This window comes from Limnobacter alexandrii (genome assembly GCF_005871185.1).
In the GTDB taxonomy this organism is placed as follows: Bacteria; Pseudomonadota; Gammaproteobacteria; order Burkholderiales; family Burkholderiaceae_B; genus Limnobacter; species Limnobacter alexandrii.
In genome coordinates, this window is the sequence record NZ_SWKN01000010.1 from 167,779 (window position 1) to 182,898 (window position 15,120).

Annotated in this window: 15 protein-coding genes; 6 read left to right on the forward strand and 9 right to left on the reverse strand. The window is 53.6% G+C overall.

The window, feature by feature from the left end:
• Positions 1-81: 81 nt before the first annotated feature.
• Both FCS97_RS13915 and FCS97_RS13920 read right to left on the reverse strand, forming a co-directional pair.
• Positions 82-396 carry a helix-turn-helix domain-containing protein gene (locus FCS97_RS13915; protein WP_138519033.1) on the reverse strand — a complete coding sequence of 105 codons (315 nt, stop codon included), beginning with the start codon at positions 394-396 and terminating at the stop codon, positions 82-84.
• Positions 393-731: a toxin gene (locus tag FCS97_RS13920; RefSeq protein WP_138519034.1), complete on the reverse strand. Its 339-nt coding sequence runs from the start codon at positions 729-731 to the stop codon at positions 393-395. The genes FCS97_RS13915 and FCS97_RS13920 overlap by 4 nt, the downstream gene beginning before the upstream one ends.
• A gap of 198 nt (positions 732-929) precedes the next feature.
• Between FCS97_RS13920 and FCS97_RS13925 the strand changes: the two genes are divergently transcribed.
• On the forward strand, positions 930-1,538 hold the full coding sequence (locus FCS97_RS13925; RefSeq protein WP_138519035.1) for a DsbA family oxidoreductase: 609 nt from the start codon (positions 930-932) through the stop codon (positions 1,536-1,538).
• 25 nt (positions 1,539-1,563) lie between these two features.
• Here FCS97_RS13925 and FCS97_RS13930 read toward each other — a convergent pair whose 3' ends face one another.
• Entirely contained in the window at positions 1,564-1,917 is a 354-nt protein-coding gene (locus FCS97_RS13930; RefSeq protein ID WP_138519036.1) for a response regulator, read from the reverse strand.
• 123 nt (positions 1,918-2,040) lie between these two features.
• Here FCS97_RS13930 and FCS97_RS13935 point away from each other — a divergent pair, with 123 nt between their 5' ends.
• Both FCS97_RS13935 and FCS97_RS13940 read left to right on the forward strand, forming a co-directional pair.
• Positions 2,041-2,286: a helix-turn-helix domain-containing protein gene (locus tag FCS97_RS13935; protein ID WP_138519037.1), complete on the forward strand. Its 246-nt coding sequence runs from the start codon at positions 2,041-2,043 to the stop codon at positions 2,284-2,286.
• Positions 2,287-2,370: 84 nt separating this feature from the next.
• Entirely contained in the window at positions 2,371-3,705 is a 1,335-nt protein-coding gene (locus FCS97_RS13940) for an NAD(P)H-dependent oxidoreductase (RefSeq protein ID WP_138519038.1), read from the forward strand.
• A gap of 3 nt (positions 3,706-3,708) precedes the next feature.
• Here FCS97_RS13940 and FCS97_RS13945 read toward each other — a convergent pair whose 3' ends face one another.
• The 3 genes from FCS97_RS13945 to FCS97_RS13955 form a co-directional block, all read right to left on the reverse strand.
• Positions 3,709-4,152 carry a VOC family protein gene (locus FCS97_RS13945; RefSeq protein WP_138519039.1) on the reverse strand — a complete coding sequence of 148 codons (444 nt, stop codon included), beginning with the start codon at positions 4,150-4,152 and terminating at the stop codon, positions 3,709-3,711.
• 86 nt (positions 4,153-4,238) lie between these two features.
• The gene (locus FCS97_RS13950; RefSeq protein WP_138519040.1) at positions 4,239-6,209 is read right to left on the reverse strand and encodes an alkyl/aryl-sulfatase; all 1,971 of its coding nucleotides are present in this window, start codon (positions 6,207-6,209) and stop codon (positions 4,239-4,241) included.
• A gap of 80 nt (positions 6,210-6,289) precedes the next feature.
• Positions 6,290-7,687: a sodium-dependent transporter gene (locus tag FCS97_RS13955; protein WP_138519041.1), complete on the reverse strand. Its 1,398-nt coding sequence runs from the start codon at positions 7,685-7,687 to the stop codon at positions 6,290-6,292.
• A 102-nt stretch (positions 7,688-7,789) separates the two neighbouring features.
• On the opposite strand from FCS97_RS13955, the gene FCS97_RS13960 reads away from it, so the two are divergent.
• Complete coding sequence (locus FCS97_RS13960; RefSeq protein ID WP_246066378.1) at positions 7,790-8,359, forward strand: class I SAM-dependent methyltransferase; 570 nt, start codon at positions 7,790-7,792, stop codon at positions 8,357-8,359.
• Here the strand turns inward: FCS97_RS13960 and FCS97_RS13965 are convergent.
• A complete protein-coding gene (locus tag FCS97_RS13965) occupies positions 8,356-8,556 on the reverse strand; it encodes a heavy-metal-associated domain-containing protein (RefSeq protein ID WP_138519043.1) in 201 nt (66 codons plus the stop codon). The two genes, FCS97_RS13960 and FCS97_RS13965, sit on opposite strands and share 4 nt — an antisense overlap.
• 124 nt (positions 8,557-8,680) lie before the next feature.
• On the opposite strand from FCS97_RS13965, the gene FCS97_RS13970 reads away from it, so the two are divergent.
• Positions 8,681-10,912, forward strand: coding sequence for a heavy metal translocating P-type ATPase (locus tag FCS97_RS13970; protein WP_246066380.1), 2,232 nt, complete (start codon positions 8,681-8,683; stop codon positions 10,910-10,912).
• A 2-nt stretch (positions 10,913-10,914) separates the two neighbouring features.
• Positions 10,915-11,334, forward strand: coding sequence for a Cu(I)-responsive transcriptional regulator (gene cueR, locus FCS97_RS13975; protein ID WP_138519044.1), 420 nt, complete (start codon positions 10,915-10,917; stop codon positions 11,332-11,334).
• A gap of 32 nt (positions 11,335-11,366) precedes the next feature.
• On the opposite strand, the gene FCS97_RS13980 is transcribed toward cueR, so the two are convergent.
• Both FCS97_RS13980 and FCS97_RS13985 read right to left on the reverse strand, forming a co-directional pair.
• Positions 11,367-11,966 (reverse strand): TetR/AcrR family transcriptional regulator, encoded by a 600-nt coding sequence (locus FCS97_RS13980; RefSeq protein ID WP_138519045.1) that lies wholly within the window; start codon positions 11,964-11,966, stop codon positions 11,367-11,369.
• Positions 11,950-15,120 (reverse strand): efflux RND transporter permease subunit, encoded by a 3,171-nt coding sequence (locus FCS97_RS13985; protein ID WP_138519046.1) that lies wholly within the window; start codon positions 15,118-15,120, stop codon positions 11,950-11,952. The genes FCS97_RS13980 and FCS97_RS13985 overlap by 17 nt, the downstream gene beginning before the upstream one ends.

Here is a 15,120-nt window from a genome sequence, read left to right on the forward strand (position 1 = left end):
GCTTTTCGCCTGTGAGCGAAAAGCCGGGAGAATTGACACTACCAGTGACGCGTAAGCGGCGCGCAGGAGTGGCATGGTTTTTTATACTTCAGCCAATTTATCGACAGTGTCCGGGAATTTTTCAACCAACCGAATCAGCAATGTTGCTTGCGCATTTGGTTTTGCACGCCCCTGTTCCCAATTTTCCAGGGTTCTAGGATTGGTTCGCAAATAACTCGCAAAGACGGGACGGGACAGATTCAGACTTTCACGCAGGGCCACTAACTCTCCGGCGCTGATATTCAGCGTAGATTGAGATTCGACTTTGTGGGTACGTAAAGTCTTTTTGCCTGCTCGCTCCTTTGCCAGCGATTCAAGCCCTTCTTGTAGCTCAGCAAATAAACTTCGTTTGCTCATTTTCTCACCTCGAGTTCCGCTTTTAACATCGCCTTGAGAATAGCCTTCTCGGGAGCAGTTAGATCATTCATCTCGTTTTTGTTGTAACAGGTAAAGAGCCAGAATTGACTCTTTTCCGCCCACCAGAAATAGATTATTCGCAAGCCGCCTCGTTTACCCTTGTTACGCTTTGAGTCTGCATAGCGCAATTTGCGTAAACCGCCAGTGCCTTGAACGATTACTCCGGCCTCTGGGCTGGTGAGTAAAAACGTTTGCAGCAATTTGAATTCATCGTCAGTCAGATAACTACTTCTCTGGCGTTGAAACGGCGGTAGTTCAACAAAAACAGCTTTCATCTAAAGTGTACGTAAGTTGCGGATATTTTTCAAGTTGGAAGTAAATTTGCGATAAGCCGCAAATCTCGATCAGTTTTGTCGTTCAACTGTGAGATTGAGTGACCCTCAGCCAGTATTGGTTCAGCGGGGTGAAGTCAAGCGTTCCTCTGGGTGTCTCTCGGCTAAAATCTACAAAGCTGTTTTACAGAGAGGTACCCCATGTCTACCCCCAATCCCAAACCCGTCAAAATTCAGGTTTGGACCGATTTCGTGTGTCCGTTCTGCCTGCTTGGTGAAACCATCATCGAGAAAGCCATTGAAGGATCGAATGTTGAACTGGAGTGGATGCCGTTTGAGTTGCGCCCTTTTCCTACCCCCACCTTAAAGCCTGAAGATGAATACCTGCCGCGTGTATGGAAAGCGTCGGTCTACCCCATGGCAGAGCGTCTTGGTGTACCCATCAAACTGCCCACGGTGTCGCCACAGCCCTACACACGCAAAGCATTTTTGGGTTTGCAGTATGCCAAGCAGCAGGGCAAGGGCAATGCTTACGCCACATCAGTGATGAAGGCCTTCTTCCAGCAAGACCAGAACATCGGTGAAGATGAAGTGTTGAAAAGTATTCTGAAAAACCTGGGTTTGAACCCTGCTGGGCTGGATGAATTCGTGAATTCCCCTGAGGCGAATGCCCGGCACGATGCAGACCTTCAACTTGCGCAACGCGTGGGTATTCAGGCCGTGCCATCCATGTTGGTCGGTGATCAGTTTTTCTCGGGTGAGCCGAATGTGGAAATGCTGAACAAGGCCATTGAGAAAGCAGCCAAGTAACACAGGGCGGGCAGTCAGGCCCGTCTCAAACCTGCAGGCTCATCAATTCTTTCGCCCAATCCTGGTCTTCACCTTTCTCGAGAAACATGATCAAGCCCAGGCTCATTCTGCTCAGGAGCAAGCCCTCACGTCGCGCGGCAGAGTGACAAACAATCTGAATGGATTGGGCGTGTTCAAGTAAAAAATGTGCGGTGTCGATGGCATCAGAGTCTGGCAGGCGCAGATCAGAAATCAAGAGGTCCGCGTCCAGGCCATTCGCCTTCAGGTCTTCAAGCCGTTCAAACAATTGAATGGATACCGGTTTGTACATATGGTGCAGAAGGTCTGCAAGCGCTTGAGCAAGGGGTTGATGGTCTTCAAGAATCAAAATGCGCTTCATTGGAATTGCCTATATTGGCGTGGGTTTGACATGACCAACAGAACGGAACCATGAACCTTTAACTTACCACATGCTACTTAAAGTCTGTAGACCCAAATTGGTCAGAAATAGAACCTTTCGTGCATGGCAAAATCCCGGTCCAAGCACTCCAAATTGCATCCTTTCCAATCTCGTCTGGTCTTCGCGCTCCGTTTGCGCGAGGCCCGTCAGTGCCTGGGAATTTCCCAAGAAGTTCTTGCCGAACGCGCTGAACTGCATCGCACCTACATTGGGCAGGTTGAACGCGGGGAGCGAAATATCTCGGTGGACAACATGGAAAAACTGTCCCGGGCTGTGGGCTTCGAGTTGTGGGAAATGCTCAAACCGTGATTAGGGATAGTTCGGGTTTTGTGGCGTCAGCACTCGAGGTAATCTGAATTCATTTAGCGCGTTCACCCTATTCACAAGGCATTCATGAATTTATTCTCCAAGCTTCAGCAACGTGCTGCTGAGGGCAAGCCCCTGCGCGTCGGCATGATCGGTGCGGGCAAGTTCGGCTCTATGTATCTTTCCCAAGTGCCACGTTCACCCGGCATTCAGATGGTGGGCATTGCAGATTTGTCACCCGATCGAGCGCGTGCAGCGCTGAAAAACGTGGGCTGGAAAGAGGAGGCCTACAACTCAGCCACCCTGGAACACGCTGCGAAACAAGGCAATACAGCAATCATTGAAGATGGCATGAAGCTGATTGAGTCGCCTTTTGTCGACATCATCATCGATTCCACTGGCAACCCCGCTGTGGGCATTGCCCATGTGCTGGCCTGTTGCGAATTCAAAAAACACATTGTGATGGTGAATGTGGAGGCTGACGCACTTGCAGGCCCCTTGCTAAAACGCAAGGCCGATGAAGCAGGCATTGTGTACTCGCTGGCGTATGGCGACCAGCCCGCACTGATTTTCGAAATGGTGGACTGGGCGCGTGCTGCAGGATTTTCGGTGGTGGCCGCAGGCAAAGGCACGAAGTATTTGCCCACCTATCACGAGAGCACGCCTGACACCGTGTGGAACCACTACGGTTTGACTGCCGAAGATGCAGCCAAAGGTGGCATGAATGCGCAAATGTTCAACAGCTTTCTGGATGGCACCAAAAGCGCGATTGAAATGGCGGCAGTGGCCAACGCAACCGGCCTGGCCGCGCCCAGTGGTTTGAAGTTTCCGGCAGTGGGTGTCGATGATTTGGCGAGGATTTTAAAGCCGCGTGAACATGGTGGCATTCTGGATCAGCGCGGGCAGGTGGAAGTGATTTCAAGTGTTGAGCGCGACATCCGCCCGGTGTTTCGCGACTTGCGTTGGGGCGTGTACGTCACCTTCGCAGCCGACAGTGAATACGTGGCCCGTTGCTTCAAGGAATATGGCTTGATCACCGACCCCAGCGGGCAGTATTCCAGCATGTACAAGCCCTTTCACTTGATTGGTCTGGAACTTGGCATTTCAGTGGCATCCATCGGTGTTCGTGGCGAGGCCACAGGCGCGCCCATCTGCTGGCATGGCGATGTGGTGGCCACAGCCAAACGCGATTTGCAGGCTGGTGAAATGCTGGATGGGGAAGGTGGCTACACCGTGTATGGCAAGTTGCTGCCTGCAAAGGAATCGTTGGCCTTGGGCGGTTTGCCCTTGGGCTTGGCGCACGGTGTGAAGTTGTTGAAACCCGTGAAAGCCGGGCAGGCCGTGGGTTGGAATGATGTGGCGTTTGATGCGAATTCCACGGCGGTGAAGTTCCGCCGTGAAATGGAACGTACTTTTAACTAACGCTCACTTCGCGAAAATTTGATCCATGTTGGCAAAAGCCTTGAATTCAAGCGCATTGCCACATGGGTCCATGAAGAACATGGTGGCCTGTTCTCCCACCTGGCCTTTGAATCGAATATACGGCTCAATCACAAACTTGGTGTCCGCAGCTTTCAGCCTGTCGGCCAATTCATTCCACTGATCCATCGTCAAAATCACACCGAAATGTTTGGCCGGTACGGCGTGGCCATCTACGCTGCTGTTGGCCTTGCAGCCCACTTCTTCGGGTGCCAAATGCGCCACAAGCTGGTGGCCGTAAAAGTTGAAATCTACCCAATGCGGGGCGCTACGGCCTTCTTCACAGCCAATCACTTCGCCATAAAACTTGCGGGCTACTTCGATGTCTGTGACAGGGAATGCGAGGTGAAAGGGCTGAAGCGTGCTGTGTTTGGCTTGAACTGTGGACATGTGAGTTACCAGTGAATGTGCAATTGATCATTCACACACTATAGGGTTGTTCGGGTTTCCCGGCCAATCGTGGAAACCCGAATCTTTTACGGCGTCACAATGTTGAAGTTGCCTGTCGCCTTTTCCAGCATGCCGAAAAACTGACCCAGCTTGATCGTGCTGCCATCAATTTTGGTTTGGTCTGAAAACAGCAAATCGGTTGCACCAGCCTCACCCGTCATCATGTTCAAGAAGAAAGGTTTGCTGAGCGTCAATGTGGCTGCAGAATTCTCCTCGGGTTTGCCTGCGCGGTGGTGCAGCACACTGTTGTTGATTCGCAGTACATAGCTTTCTTGGGTGTCGGAGAACACGAGGTTGATTTGAATGTCTTCCCCTTCCGCTTTCTCGCTGTTCAGTGCTGCGGCCATGGCTTCCAGAAAACGTTCTGTGGGTGTGTGTTTCAGCATGTCGAGAAAGGCCGTGCGTTTGAAGCCTTCTGTGTAACCGCCTTCGCGCAATTCAAGCGCACCCGTCAGGTAAAAATTGCGCCAGGGCGCAGACTCGGCCATGTAGCCCATCTGGTCGAAACTTTGGGCCAACAAGCCTTTGGCGCGCGCATTCTCTGGTTCTGCATACACGGCATGTTTTAACAACTCGGCTGCCCAGCGGTACTCGCCTTTGTTCACAGCATCTTCGGCCTTGGTCAGCAGCGCATCCATGCCGCCCGCCACGTCCACATACCGGTTGGCAGCTTCAACCGGGGGCAGGGGGTTCAGGTTGGCGGGGTTGGCATCGAACCAGCCCATGTAAAACTGGTACACCGCTTTCACGTTGTGCGACACCGTGCCGTAATAACCGCGACCGCTCAGGAAGTTGTTCAGGGCTGGTGGCATTTTCACCTGTTCTGCAATTTCCGTGGAGGTGTAACCCGCGTTCATGTGGCGCACGGTTTGATCGTGAATGAAGCGGTACACATCGCGCTGCTTTTCCATGAAGCTGCGCACGTTCTCGGAACCCCACACGGGCCAGTTGTGCTGGTGAAACATCACTTCGGCATCGCCTGCGTAGGCAATGGCCTCATCCATGTAATTGGCCCATTTCAGCGCATCGCGTACCTTGGCGCCGCGCGGGGTGTACAGGTTGTGCAGTGTGTGGCCAAACAGTTCTGCGCTGCCAAATGCTTTCAGCGTGGGCAGGTAAAACACGAACTCGGAAGGTGCTTCGCTGCCGGGTACGTTGTGGAACATGAATTCAAGCCCGTCGAGCACATGGGTTTCTTTGGGCTCTTTCACCACCAGTGTGGGCGGTAATATGCCCACTTTGCCATAGGCCACGGCCTTGCCCAAACCGTTGTCGATCAGGCCTTCCGGGCTGCGCGGCAGGCGTTTGCCGTACATGTAAATGGAACGGCGCGCCATGGCCATGCCCACCAGCAGGTTTTCACTGGTGGCCTCTTCCATGAAGCCGATTGGGGCCACCACAGGCACATTGCGTGCTGCCACTTCTTCAGCGCTGAGCACACCCAGTGCACCGCCGAAATGGTCCACATGGCTGTGAGTAAACACAATGGCTGTCACTGGTTTGTCGCCCAAATGTTCGCGCGCAAAAGCCATGGCAGCGCGCGCAGTTTCTTCGCTGGTGAGCACATCCACCACAATCCAGCCGGTGTCGCCTTCAATCAGGGTCATGTTCGACAAATCGAAACCGCGCAATTGGTAAATGCGATCGGCCACTTTGTACAGGCCAATTTGATTGTTCAGGCTGGCCTGGCGCCACAGGCTAGGGTTCACTGTGGCAGGGGCCTTGCCATCAATGAAATTGAATTCGTCGTAATCCCAGATAACCTCACCTGCGTCGTTTAACACCTTGCCAGTGGGCTTGGCGATCAAGCCTTTGCGCGCATCGGCATTGTTGGCGGTGTCCACCAAATCGGTGCTTTCTGCAACTTCGGCATGGAAGGCTTGTGTGAATTCGCTGGCTGCGCTGTTGGGGTCGATGGGTGCTGGCGCCTTTGAACAGGCGGCCAACAAGGCGATTGAAAGCAAAGCAGGGGTAGGCCATGCGGTGAATGGATTCATGCTGTCTCCGGAATAATTTTGGTTTTTCCCTATTACAGCACAAAAAGTGGCACTTTGCGTGCCAGTAATCTAGCCTGCCATCAACTGAAAAACTTGTTGATGACAGTAACCACAAATACGGTGGCCAGAATGGCGGGAATCCAGAATGCGATGGCGGCGTGGGTGTATCGCTCCAACCAGCCTGTTGCGCCACCGCTTGCCATTTCCGCTGCCATGTTGTGGCGTTTCCATTGCCACACCACCAGCAAGCAAATTAATAAACCGTTGAAGGGCAATATGGTGTCGTAAAACACATCAACCAGCACGTCGAACAATGACTTGTTCATGCCCGAGTAAAACGCGAATTCCGACAACCATTTCACCTGTCCGAATGACAAAGCACTGAATACTGCGCCCAGCAACACCCCGGTAATGACCACTGTCAGCGCTTTGTTGCGAGTCTGCTTGCTCTCTGCTTTCAAAGCCGCCACCGGCACTTCAATGATGGATACCAGTGAGGTTATTGCAGCGACAAAGGCCAGCAGAAAGAAAGTGGCTGCAACAAAGCTGGCAGCCAAGTAACCAAACTTGGGAACCATGGCCATGAAAATATTGGGGAAAAACGAGAAGATCAAACCCACGGAGGAGTCGCTGAGTTCACCGGGATTGGTGCTGGGGTAAATTGCAAAAATTGCGGGCAGGGTCATTAGGCCTGCTACCAGTGCAACACCAGTGTCGGTGCAGGCCAGCATTTTTGCTGATTGAACCAGGTTGTCTTGCTTGCGCAAATACGAGCCGTAGGTAATCAGGATGCCCATGCCCAGCGACAGGGAGAAAAAGGCCTGCGACAAGGCCCCGTTGACCACGCTCCAGGTAATTCGGTCCAGCTGCGGGGTGAAATAAAACTTCAGGCCTGCCGCAGCGTTGGGCAGCGTGAGTACAAACACGGCCAAACCGATCAGCATGATGAACAGCATGGGCATGAGCAGTCGCGCTGCTTTTTCAATGCCGTCGCGGACACCACCTTTCAACACCAGAACCACCATGCCAATAACTGCCGCCAAGTATGCAAATATCCATGGGCTGGTAATAAAACCACCGAAATACACTGGTGTGGCCAATTCGTCCAGGCGACCCGAGAGCACTTGCAAAAAGTACCCCAGCAACCAAACGGTGAGTACACTGTAGAACACCGCGATCATGAACGGCGTGATGAGGGACAAGGCCCCTGCAAATGCCCAAATTTTGCTGTTTTTGGAAACCTGCTTGAACGCGCCCAGTGGACTTTGCCCGGTTGCGCGGCCCAGGCTAAGCTCGGCTAGAATTAGCGGCAGGCAGATGGCCACCACGAAAAAAATGTAAAGTAGTAAAAATGCGCCGCCACCATTTTTCGCAGCCGCTACCGGAAAACCAACCAGGTTTCCGATGCCAACAGCCGATCCTGCTGCTGCAAGCACAAAGCCAATTTTGGAACTGAATTGATCCGGATTGTTGTGCATGGTGGTGTTGTTTCCTCAATAAAAAGGTAGAAAAAATTGGGACTGTTTGCTGAATTATACGATCGCCACGTGTTGCCCACCTTGCTTGATTTTGCGTGTGGAATGAAAGCGATCAACAGGCAGCGCCAGAAGGTGGTGCCCAAAGCCACCGGCCGGGTACTGGAGATTGGCATTGGCACTGGCTTGAACATGCGCCATTACGATGCTACCCGAGTAGAGAAGATAATTGGTTTGGACCCTGCCACGCAAATGCACCGACTGGCGAAAAAGCGCATTGCAAAAACCGGGCTGAGTGTGGAGTTGTTGGGTTTGCCTGCCGACAAGATTCCTTTGCCCGATGCCAGTATCGACACCATTGTGATGACTTACACCCTGTGCACCATTCCCGAACCCGTGCCGGCTTTAAGAGAAATGCGACGCGTGCTTAAGCCGGGCGGGAAATTGTTGTTTTGTGAGCATGGCGTGGCGCCTGATGAAGCGGTGCGCAACACACAAAACCGCTTACAGCCTGTGTGGGGGAAGCTGGCTGGAGGGTGCCACTTGAATCGCGATATTCCGGGATTGTTGAAGGAGGGTGGGTTTCAGGTGAATGAAATTGAAACCATGTATGTGCCTGGCCCCAGGGCATTCACCTACAACTACTGGGGCGCGGCGTATTCCGAGACGGCTTAGGACTTCACCTGGGCAGGATAGCCCGCTTCGCTGATTGTTTTGGCCAAAGTGGCTGCAGGCAAGTTGCTCTGAATCTGAACCAGCTTTTGCGTCAGGTCAATTTGCACTGTTGCGGTCACGTCTTGCGCTTTCACTGCGCGTTCCACATTGGCGGCACAGCCGCCGCATTTCATTTTTTCAACTGTGAGTTCAATCATTCGAATGCTCCATTGGTTTGATCACCATTGTAGTCTGAACCTTCCAATCATGGTAAGGTCAAGGCCTTGACCTTGACATCATGGCAAGGTTGAAAATGCTTCAATCAAATCGAAGAGAGCAGGCATGAACAACATATCATCCAACACCATCGACATTGCCGTGGGCGGCATGAGTTGCGCTTCTTGTTCTGGCGCAGTTGAAAAGGCCCTGCTGGCCACACCCGGTGTGATCAGCGCCACGGTGAACCTGGCCACCGAGAAAGCACGCGTTCAACTAAGCAAACCAGAATTGCTATCCGCAGCGTTGGCTGCAGTTGAAAAGGCTGGTTATGAGGCCAGGCCGATTCTGGACACACCGCAGTCACCGCAAGTTACAGCCGGCGCAACAGCACAAAAGCAGGTCGACAAAGAAGGGCAGATGGTGCTTTGGGGTGCTTTGCTAACGCTTCCGCTGGTCTTGCCCATGGTGGGTATGTTGTTTGGTAAGCACTACATGTTGCCGGGTTGGGTGCAATTGCTGCTGGCCAGCCCAGTGCAGTTCTGGTTGGGTGCCAGGTTTTACCGTGGGGCACTAAAGGCCATCCAGAACCGTACCGGCAATATGGATTTGCTGGTGGCCATTGGTACCTCGGCGGCATTCGGCTTGTCGGTTTACATGGTGGGTGAGGGCAATCCCCACCTGTATTTTGAGGCTTCGGCGGCGGTGATTACCTTGGTCATGCTGGGCAAGTGGCTGGAGGCCCGCGCCAAACGGCAAACCACCGCAGCCATTGCGGCTTTGCAGGCCTTGCGGCCTGACACGGCCACAGTGCTTGAACATGGACAGGAAAAGGTGCTGCCAATTGCCAGTGTTACGGTGGGTATGCATGTGGTGGTGAAACCCGGTGAGCGCATTGCGCTGGATGGCCGGGTGCTGGAGGGTGAGAGCCGTGTGGATGAGGCCTTGATTACCGGAGAAAGCCAGGCGGTTGAGAAATCACCAGGCAGTAAAGTCACCGGCGGTGCAGTGAATCTGGACGGACGCTTGGTGATTGAGGTGGGCGCAGTGGGTGCTGAAACCACCTTGGCCAAAATTATTCGTTTGGTTGAAGACGCGCAAGCCGCCAAGCCGGATATTCAAAAGCTGGTGGACAAGGTAAGCGCAGTGTTTGTGCCGGTGGTGTTGGTGATTGCAGCATTCACGCTGATTTATTGGATGTGGATTGCACAAGGCGGCAATCTGGAGTTGGCCATTGTGAATGCTGTGGCTGTGTTGGTAATTGCCTGCCCCTGTGCCTTGGGCTTGGCCACACCTACGGCAATTATGGCGGGAACAGGCGTGGCAGCACGCCACGGAATTTTGATCAAAGATGCGCAAGCGCTTGAGATGGCGCACCGAATCAACACGGTGGTATTCGACAAAACAGGTACGCTTACGGAGGGCAAACCCTCGGTGGTTGCTGCGGTACCATTCGACTCCAATGGTCTGAGCCACTTCCTTGCCAGCGCATCGGCAGTTGAAGCCGGTAGCGCGCACCCGCTCGCATCGGCAGTGCTGTCCTACGTGCAAGCGCAGGGGATTCAATGGCCTGCAGTAACTCAACTGCAAGATCAACCAGGGCGGGGGGTGAGCGGCTTTGTAAACGGTACACGTGTATATGTGGGCACTGCGCGGTGGATGCGTGAGCTGGGTGTATCAGATTCGGCCCTGAACGCAGTGATTGAACAACTGCCAGACGATGCGCCTACCCATGCGTGGGTGGCTGAAGAAAACAAAGGATCGGTGGCCCTGCTTGGTGTGATTGGCTTTGGCGATGCATTGAAACCAGGTGCTAGCCTTGCAGTAAGCAGTTTGCAGGCCATGCGGGTGAAGTCTGTGTTGCTGACTGGCGATTCAACACTCAGCGCACACCGGGTTGCACAGGCTGTGGGTATTTCCGAAGTGCAGGCTGAGCAGTTGCCCCACAACAAAAGTCAAGCCGTGGCGCATTATCGTCAACAAGGCGAGGTGGTGGCCATGGTGGGCGATGGCATTAACGATGCCCCGGCACTGGCCGCAGCCGATGTCAGTTTTGCGATGTCCAGCGGCACCGAGGTGGCCATGCACGCTGCCGACATTACGCTGATGCGACCCGATCCGGTGCTAGTGGGGCAAACCATCGATATTTCCAGGCGCACTTACAACAAGATCAAGCAGAACCTTTTCTGGGCATTTGTTTACAACGCCGTGGGTATTCCTCTGGCAGCCATGGGCTTGCTCAGCCCGGTGGTTGCTGGTGCAGCCATGGCGCTCAGTTCAGTCAGTGTGGTCAGCAATGCGCTGTTGCTGACGCGCTGGAACCCGAAAGTATTTAAACCTGAAACGGTGGAGAAGTGATTATGTACGCGGAATGGACACGCAAGGAATGGTTCACGATTGGTGAAGCGGCCATGGAGTCGGGCATCACAGCCAAAATGATTCGCCACTATGAGCAGGTGGGTTTGTTGCCCGAGGCCAATCGCACCGATGCGGGCTACAGGCTGTACAACAGTCGCGACCTACACTTGCTGCGTTTTATTCGACACTCACGTGATCTCGGGTTTTCAATCAAGCAGATCGAGGAATTACTCGGTTTGTGGCAAGACAAAAGTCGCCCCAGTCGGGAGGTGAAAAAACTGGCGCAATCGCATTTGAATGCGCTGGAGTCGAAAATTCGTGAACTGAATGCGATGAAGTCTGAGCTTGAGCGTTTGGTGCATTGTTGCAAAGGCGACTCCCGCCCGGATTGCCCAATTCTTGATGGCTTGGCCGCGCAATAATGCCCGGCGATGCCGGGCTTGCTTCATGGGTGTCAGCTTTGAAGCATTTGCTGGATGACGCTTTTCAACACGCGGGCAATGTCATCGGCCTTCATGTTCGGGTCGCGTATGGCCCGAATTTGAAGTCCATCGAACAGGGCCATCAGAATGGTTGATTTGGCTGCAAGATTGAGTTCGCAGGGTTGCGAGTCTTTTAAGGGCTGAATGCCTTTGATCAGATTCGTGACCTTTTCGCGAATCACTGAATCGGTGCCTTGAACCGTGGCTGCAATTTTCGGATTCCGGGCGGCCTCGGCCAAAATTTCAGTGTCCAGTTCGCTGCGATCAATGCGCCGCTGAACACCTTCATCCACCGTGCCAAGCATGGCTTTCAGTATGTCTTTCTCACCCTGAATTTTAGCGATCCGCTCAAGCGCCTGGTCAAGATCGCGCTTGACCATGGCTTCGATAATGGCTTCCTTGCTTTCAAAGTAATTGTAAATATGGCCCGCACTCATGCCAAAAGATTTTGCAATCTCGGACATGCTGGCACCGTGAAAACCACTTTTCCTGAAGCACTCGGCCGCAGCATCCAGAATTTGCTGGCGGCGAAGTTCCGCTTTGCTGGTCATGGTTTTAGCCTCGTTGATCATTGCTGCTTCCCCCCGATTGGTCGTTGCTAGCCAGGTTGGCGTTTTTCTCAGCCTGTTTTTTGCCAAACAAGCGAGTAACCACCACAAAGAACATGGGTACAAAGAAAATGCCCAACACGGTTGCGGAAATTGTGCCGCCCAACACACCGGTACCAATCGCGTTTTGACTGCCTGAACCCGCACCTGTCGAAATGGCCAAGGGCACCACACCCAGACCAAAGGCCAGCGAGGTCATGATGATGGGGCGCAAACGCATGCGCACTGCATCCAGCGTTGCTTCCAGCAAATCACGGCCCTGGTCAAATTGCTCTTTGGCAAATTCAACAATCAGGATCGCGTTTTTTGCGGACAAGCCCACCGTGGTCAGCAAGGCCACCTGGAAGTACACGTCGTTGGCCAGGCCGCGGCCACTGGCTGCAAGCAGGGCACCCACCACGCCCAAAGGCACAATCAGCATGACCGCAAACGGAATGGACCAGCTTTCATACAAAGCAGCCAAACACAGAAAAACGATCAAAAGCGAAAGCGCATAAAGCAGGGGGGCTTGCGAACCGGATTGCCGTTCTTCGTACGACAAGCCAGTCCACTCAATGCCCATGCCATCTGGCAGGTTTTCGGCAATCGCTTCCATGGCGTCCATGGCATCGCCTGAACTCATGCCCGGTGCAGCTTGCCCCTGAATTTCAACCGCAGGCAAGCCGTTGTAGCGCTCAAGGCGTGGTGATGCCATGGACCACTCAGCTGAGGAGAAGTTGGAGAAGGGCACCATTTCGCCATCGTTGTTGCGCACATAGAAACGATTGAGGTCTTCAGGCAACATGCGGAATGGTGCATCGGCCTGCATGTACACGCGCTTGACCCGACCCCGGTCGAGAAAGTCGTTGATGAAACTGCCACCCCAGGCAGAAGTAAGCGTGTCGCTGATTTCCGAAACACTGACACCCAAGGCACCTGCTTTGGCATTGTCAATGTCAAGCTGGTATTGCGGCGTGTCGGCGGTGGCGTTGGGGCGAACACCAGCCAACACCGGGTTTTTTGCGGCTTCGCCAATCATGCTGTTTCTGGCCTGCAAAAGGGCATCTCGACCCAAGCCAGTGCGGTCTTGAATGAACAGGTTGAAGCCCGACGCATTGCCCAATTCCCGAATGGCAGGCGGCGCGAATGCAAAGGCTTGTGCTTCTGGCCAGCTTGCAAATTCTTTGGATGCGCGCTGAACGATGCCTGCCGCAGAATTTTCTTTGCCAGGGCGTTCGCTCCAGTCGCGCAGGCGCACAAAGCCGATGCCCGAGTTTTGACCGGTGCCGGAGAAGCTGAAACCTGCCACGGTGAACAGGGACTTCACATTGCCACCTTCCTCGTTCAGAAAGTAGTCTTCCATTTTGGCGAGTACTTGCAAGGTTTGTTCTTGTGTGGCCCCTGCTGGCAACTGCACCTGCGTGAAAAACACGCCTTGGTCTTCGTCCGGCAGAAATGAGGTGGGCAGTCGGGTAAACATAAATGCGGCAACCGCAAGCAAGCCGCCGTAAATGATCAGGTAGCGCCCCGACTTGTGAAGCATGCGCCCCACTGCGCTTTGGTAACGCGCATTGCTTGAATCAAACTTGCGATTGAACCAGCCGAAGAAGCCCTTTTTCTCGTGGCTGTGGCCTTTCTCAATGGGCTTTAGCATGGTCGCGCACAGGGCGGGTGTAAGCACCAGCGCGACCAGCACCGACAAGGCCATGGCTGACACAATGGTGATTGAAAACTGTTTGTAAATAACGCCCGCAGAACCCGGGAAAAATGCCATGGGCACAAACACGGCCGAGAGCACCAGGCCAATACCGATCAAGGCACCGGTAATTTGGTCCATGGATTTTCGTGTGGCTTCCAAGGGCGACAAACCTTCCTCGGCCATCACACGTTCCACGTTTTCCACCACCACAATGGCATCGTCCACCAGCAAGCCAATGGCCAACACCATCGCAAACATGGTCAGTGTGTTGATTGAAAAACCAAACGTGGAAAGCACTGCAAATGTACCCAACAACACCACGGGCACCGCAATGGTGGGAATCAGCGTGGCGCGGAAATTTTGCAGGAACAGGTACATCACGAGGAACACAAGAATGATCGCCTCGATCAGGGTTTTGACCACGCCTTCAATGGAAATTTTCACGAAAGGTGTGGTGTCGTAGGCCACATCCCATTCCATGCCTTCCGGGATCAAGGGCGTAATTCGCTCCATTTCGGCGATCACGCCTTCAGCCGTGTCAAGCGCATTCGCGCCCGAAGCCAAGCGGATACCGATACCCGAGGCGTTTCGACCATTCCAGCGCGGCAAAATATTGTAGTTTTCACTGCCGTAATCAATGCGCGCGACATCTTTCAGTCGCACGGTTGCGCCGTCGTTTGTGGTTCGCAAAATGATCTGCTCGAAATCCTCGGGTGTTTCAAGCAAGGTTTGCGCGGTGATGGTTGCAGTCAAAGTTTGACCTTTCACAGCGGGTGCACCACCCAATTCACCGGCAGACACCTGTGCATTCTGGGCTTGCACAGCACTGCGAATATCGCCGGGTGTGACCTTGAACTGGTTCATTTTGTCGGGGTTCAGCCAAATGCGCATGGCATAGGGGCTGCCGAACACCTGTACCTCGCCTACGCCGTTCACACGGCTGATGGTGTCTTGCACATTGGTGGTGATGAAGTCGGCCAGTTCTGTGGAAGTGTAGGCACCATCGACTGCCGTAAACGCAATGACCAACAAATAGCCCGTTGCGCTTTTGGTCACTTGAATACCTTGTCGTTGCACCGCATCAGGCAACAAGGGGGTGGCCAAACTCAATTTGTTCTGAACTTGAACCTGTGCAATGTCCGGGTTGGTGCCGGGCTCAAAGGTTAGCTCAATGCGAAGACGACCGGTGGAGTCACTGGTGGACTTCATGTAGCGGAAGCCATCCAGGCCAGTCATGCGTTGCTCAATCACCTGGGTGACCGAGTCTTGCAGGGTCTCGGCAGAGGCACCGGGGTAGGTGGCTTGAATGGTGACTGCGGGCGGTGCAATTGCCGGGTACTGCGCCACGGGCAAGTTGAAAATGGCCAATGCGCCGGCCAGCATGATCACAATGGCGATCACCCACGCAAAAATGGGGCGATCAATAAAAAATCGAGACAT

What these genes read in the sequence shown, in the direction of transcription:
- FCS97_RS13965 (WP_138519043.1), bottom strand. Translation starts at nt 8,556, where the DNA reads ATGATTGAACTCACAGTTGAAAAAATGAAATGCGGCGGCTGTGCCGCC.
- FCS97_RS13930 (WP_138519036.1), bottom strand. Translation starts at nt 1,917, where the DNA reads ATGAAGCGCATTTTGATTCTTGAAGACCATCAACCCCTTGCTCAAGCG.
- cueR (WP_138519044.1), top strand. Translation starts at nt 10,915, where the DNA reads ATGTACGCGGAATGGACACGCAAGGAATGGTTCACGATTGGTGAAGCG.
- FCS97_RS13970 (WP_246066380.1), top strand. Translation starts at nt 8,681, where the DNA reads ATGAACAACATATCATCCAACACCATCGACATTGCCGTGGGCGGCATG.
- FCS97_RS13980 (WP_138519045.1), bottom strand. Translation starts at nt 11,966, where the DNA reads ATGATCAACGAGGCTAAAACCATGACCAGCAAAGCGGAACTTCGCCGC.
- FCS97_RS13950 (WP_138519040.1), bottom strand. Translation starts at nt 6,209, where the DNA reads ATGAATCCATTCACCGCATGGCCTACCCCTGCTTTGCTTTCAATCGCC.
- FCS97_RS13945 (WP_138519039.1), bottom strand. Translation starts at nt 4,152, where the DNA reads ATGTCCACAGTTCAAGCCAAACACAGCACGCTTCAGCCCTTTCACCTC.
- FCS97_RS13960 (WP_246066378.1), top strand. Translation starts at nt 7,790, where the DNA reads ATGAAAGCGATCAACAGGCAGCGCCAGAAGGTGGTGCCCAAAGCCACC.
- FCS97_RS13925 (WP_138519035.1), top strand. Translation starts at nt 930, where the DNA reads ATGTCTACCCCCAATCCCAAACCCGTCAAAATTCAGGTTTGGACCGAT.
- FCS97_RS13915 (WP_138519033.1), bottom strand. Translation starts at nt 396, where the DNA reads ATGAGCAAACGAAGTTTATTTGCTGAGCTACAAGAAGGGCTTGAATCG.
- FCS97_RS13985 (WP_138519046.1), bottom strand. Translation starts at nt 15,120, where the DNA reads ATGTCTCGATTTTTTATTGATCGCCCCATTTTTGCGTGGGTGATCGCC.
- FCS97_RS13955 (WP_138519041.1), bottom strand. Translation starts at nt 7,687, where the DNA reads ATGCACAACAATCCGGATCAATTCAGTTCCAAAATTGGCTTTGTGCTT.
- FCS97_RS13920 (WP_138519034.1), bottom strand. Translation starts at nt 731, where the DNA reads ATGAAAGCTGTTTTTGTTGAACTACCGCCGTTTCAACGCCAGAGAAGT.
- FCS97_RS13935 (WP_138519037.1), top strand. Translation starts at nt 2,041, where the DNA reads ATGGCAAAATCCCGGTCCAAGCACTCCAAATTGCATCCTTTCCAATCT.
- FCS97_RS13940 (WP_138519038.1), top strand. Translation starts at nt 2,371, where the DNA reads ATGAATTTATTCTCCAAGCTTCAGCAACGTGCTGCTGAGGGCAAGCCC.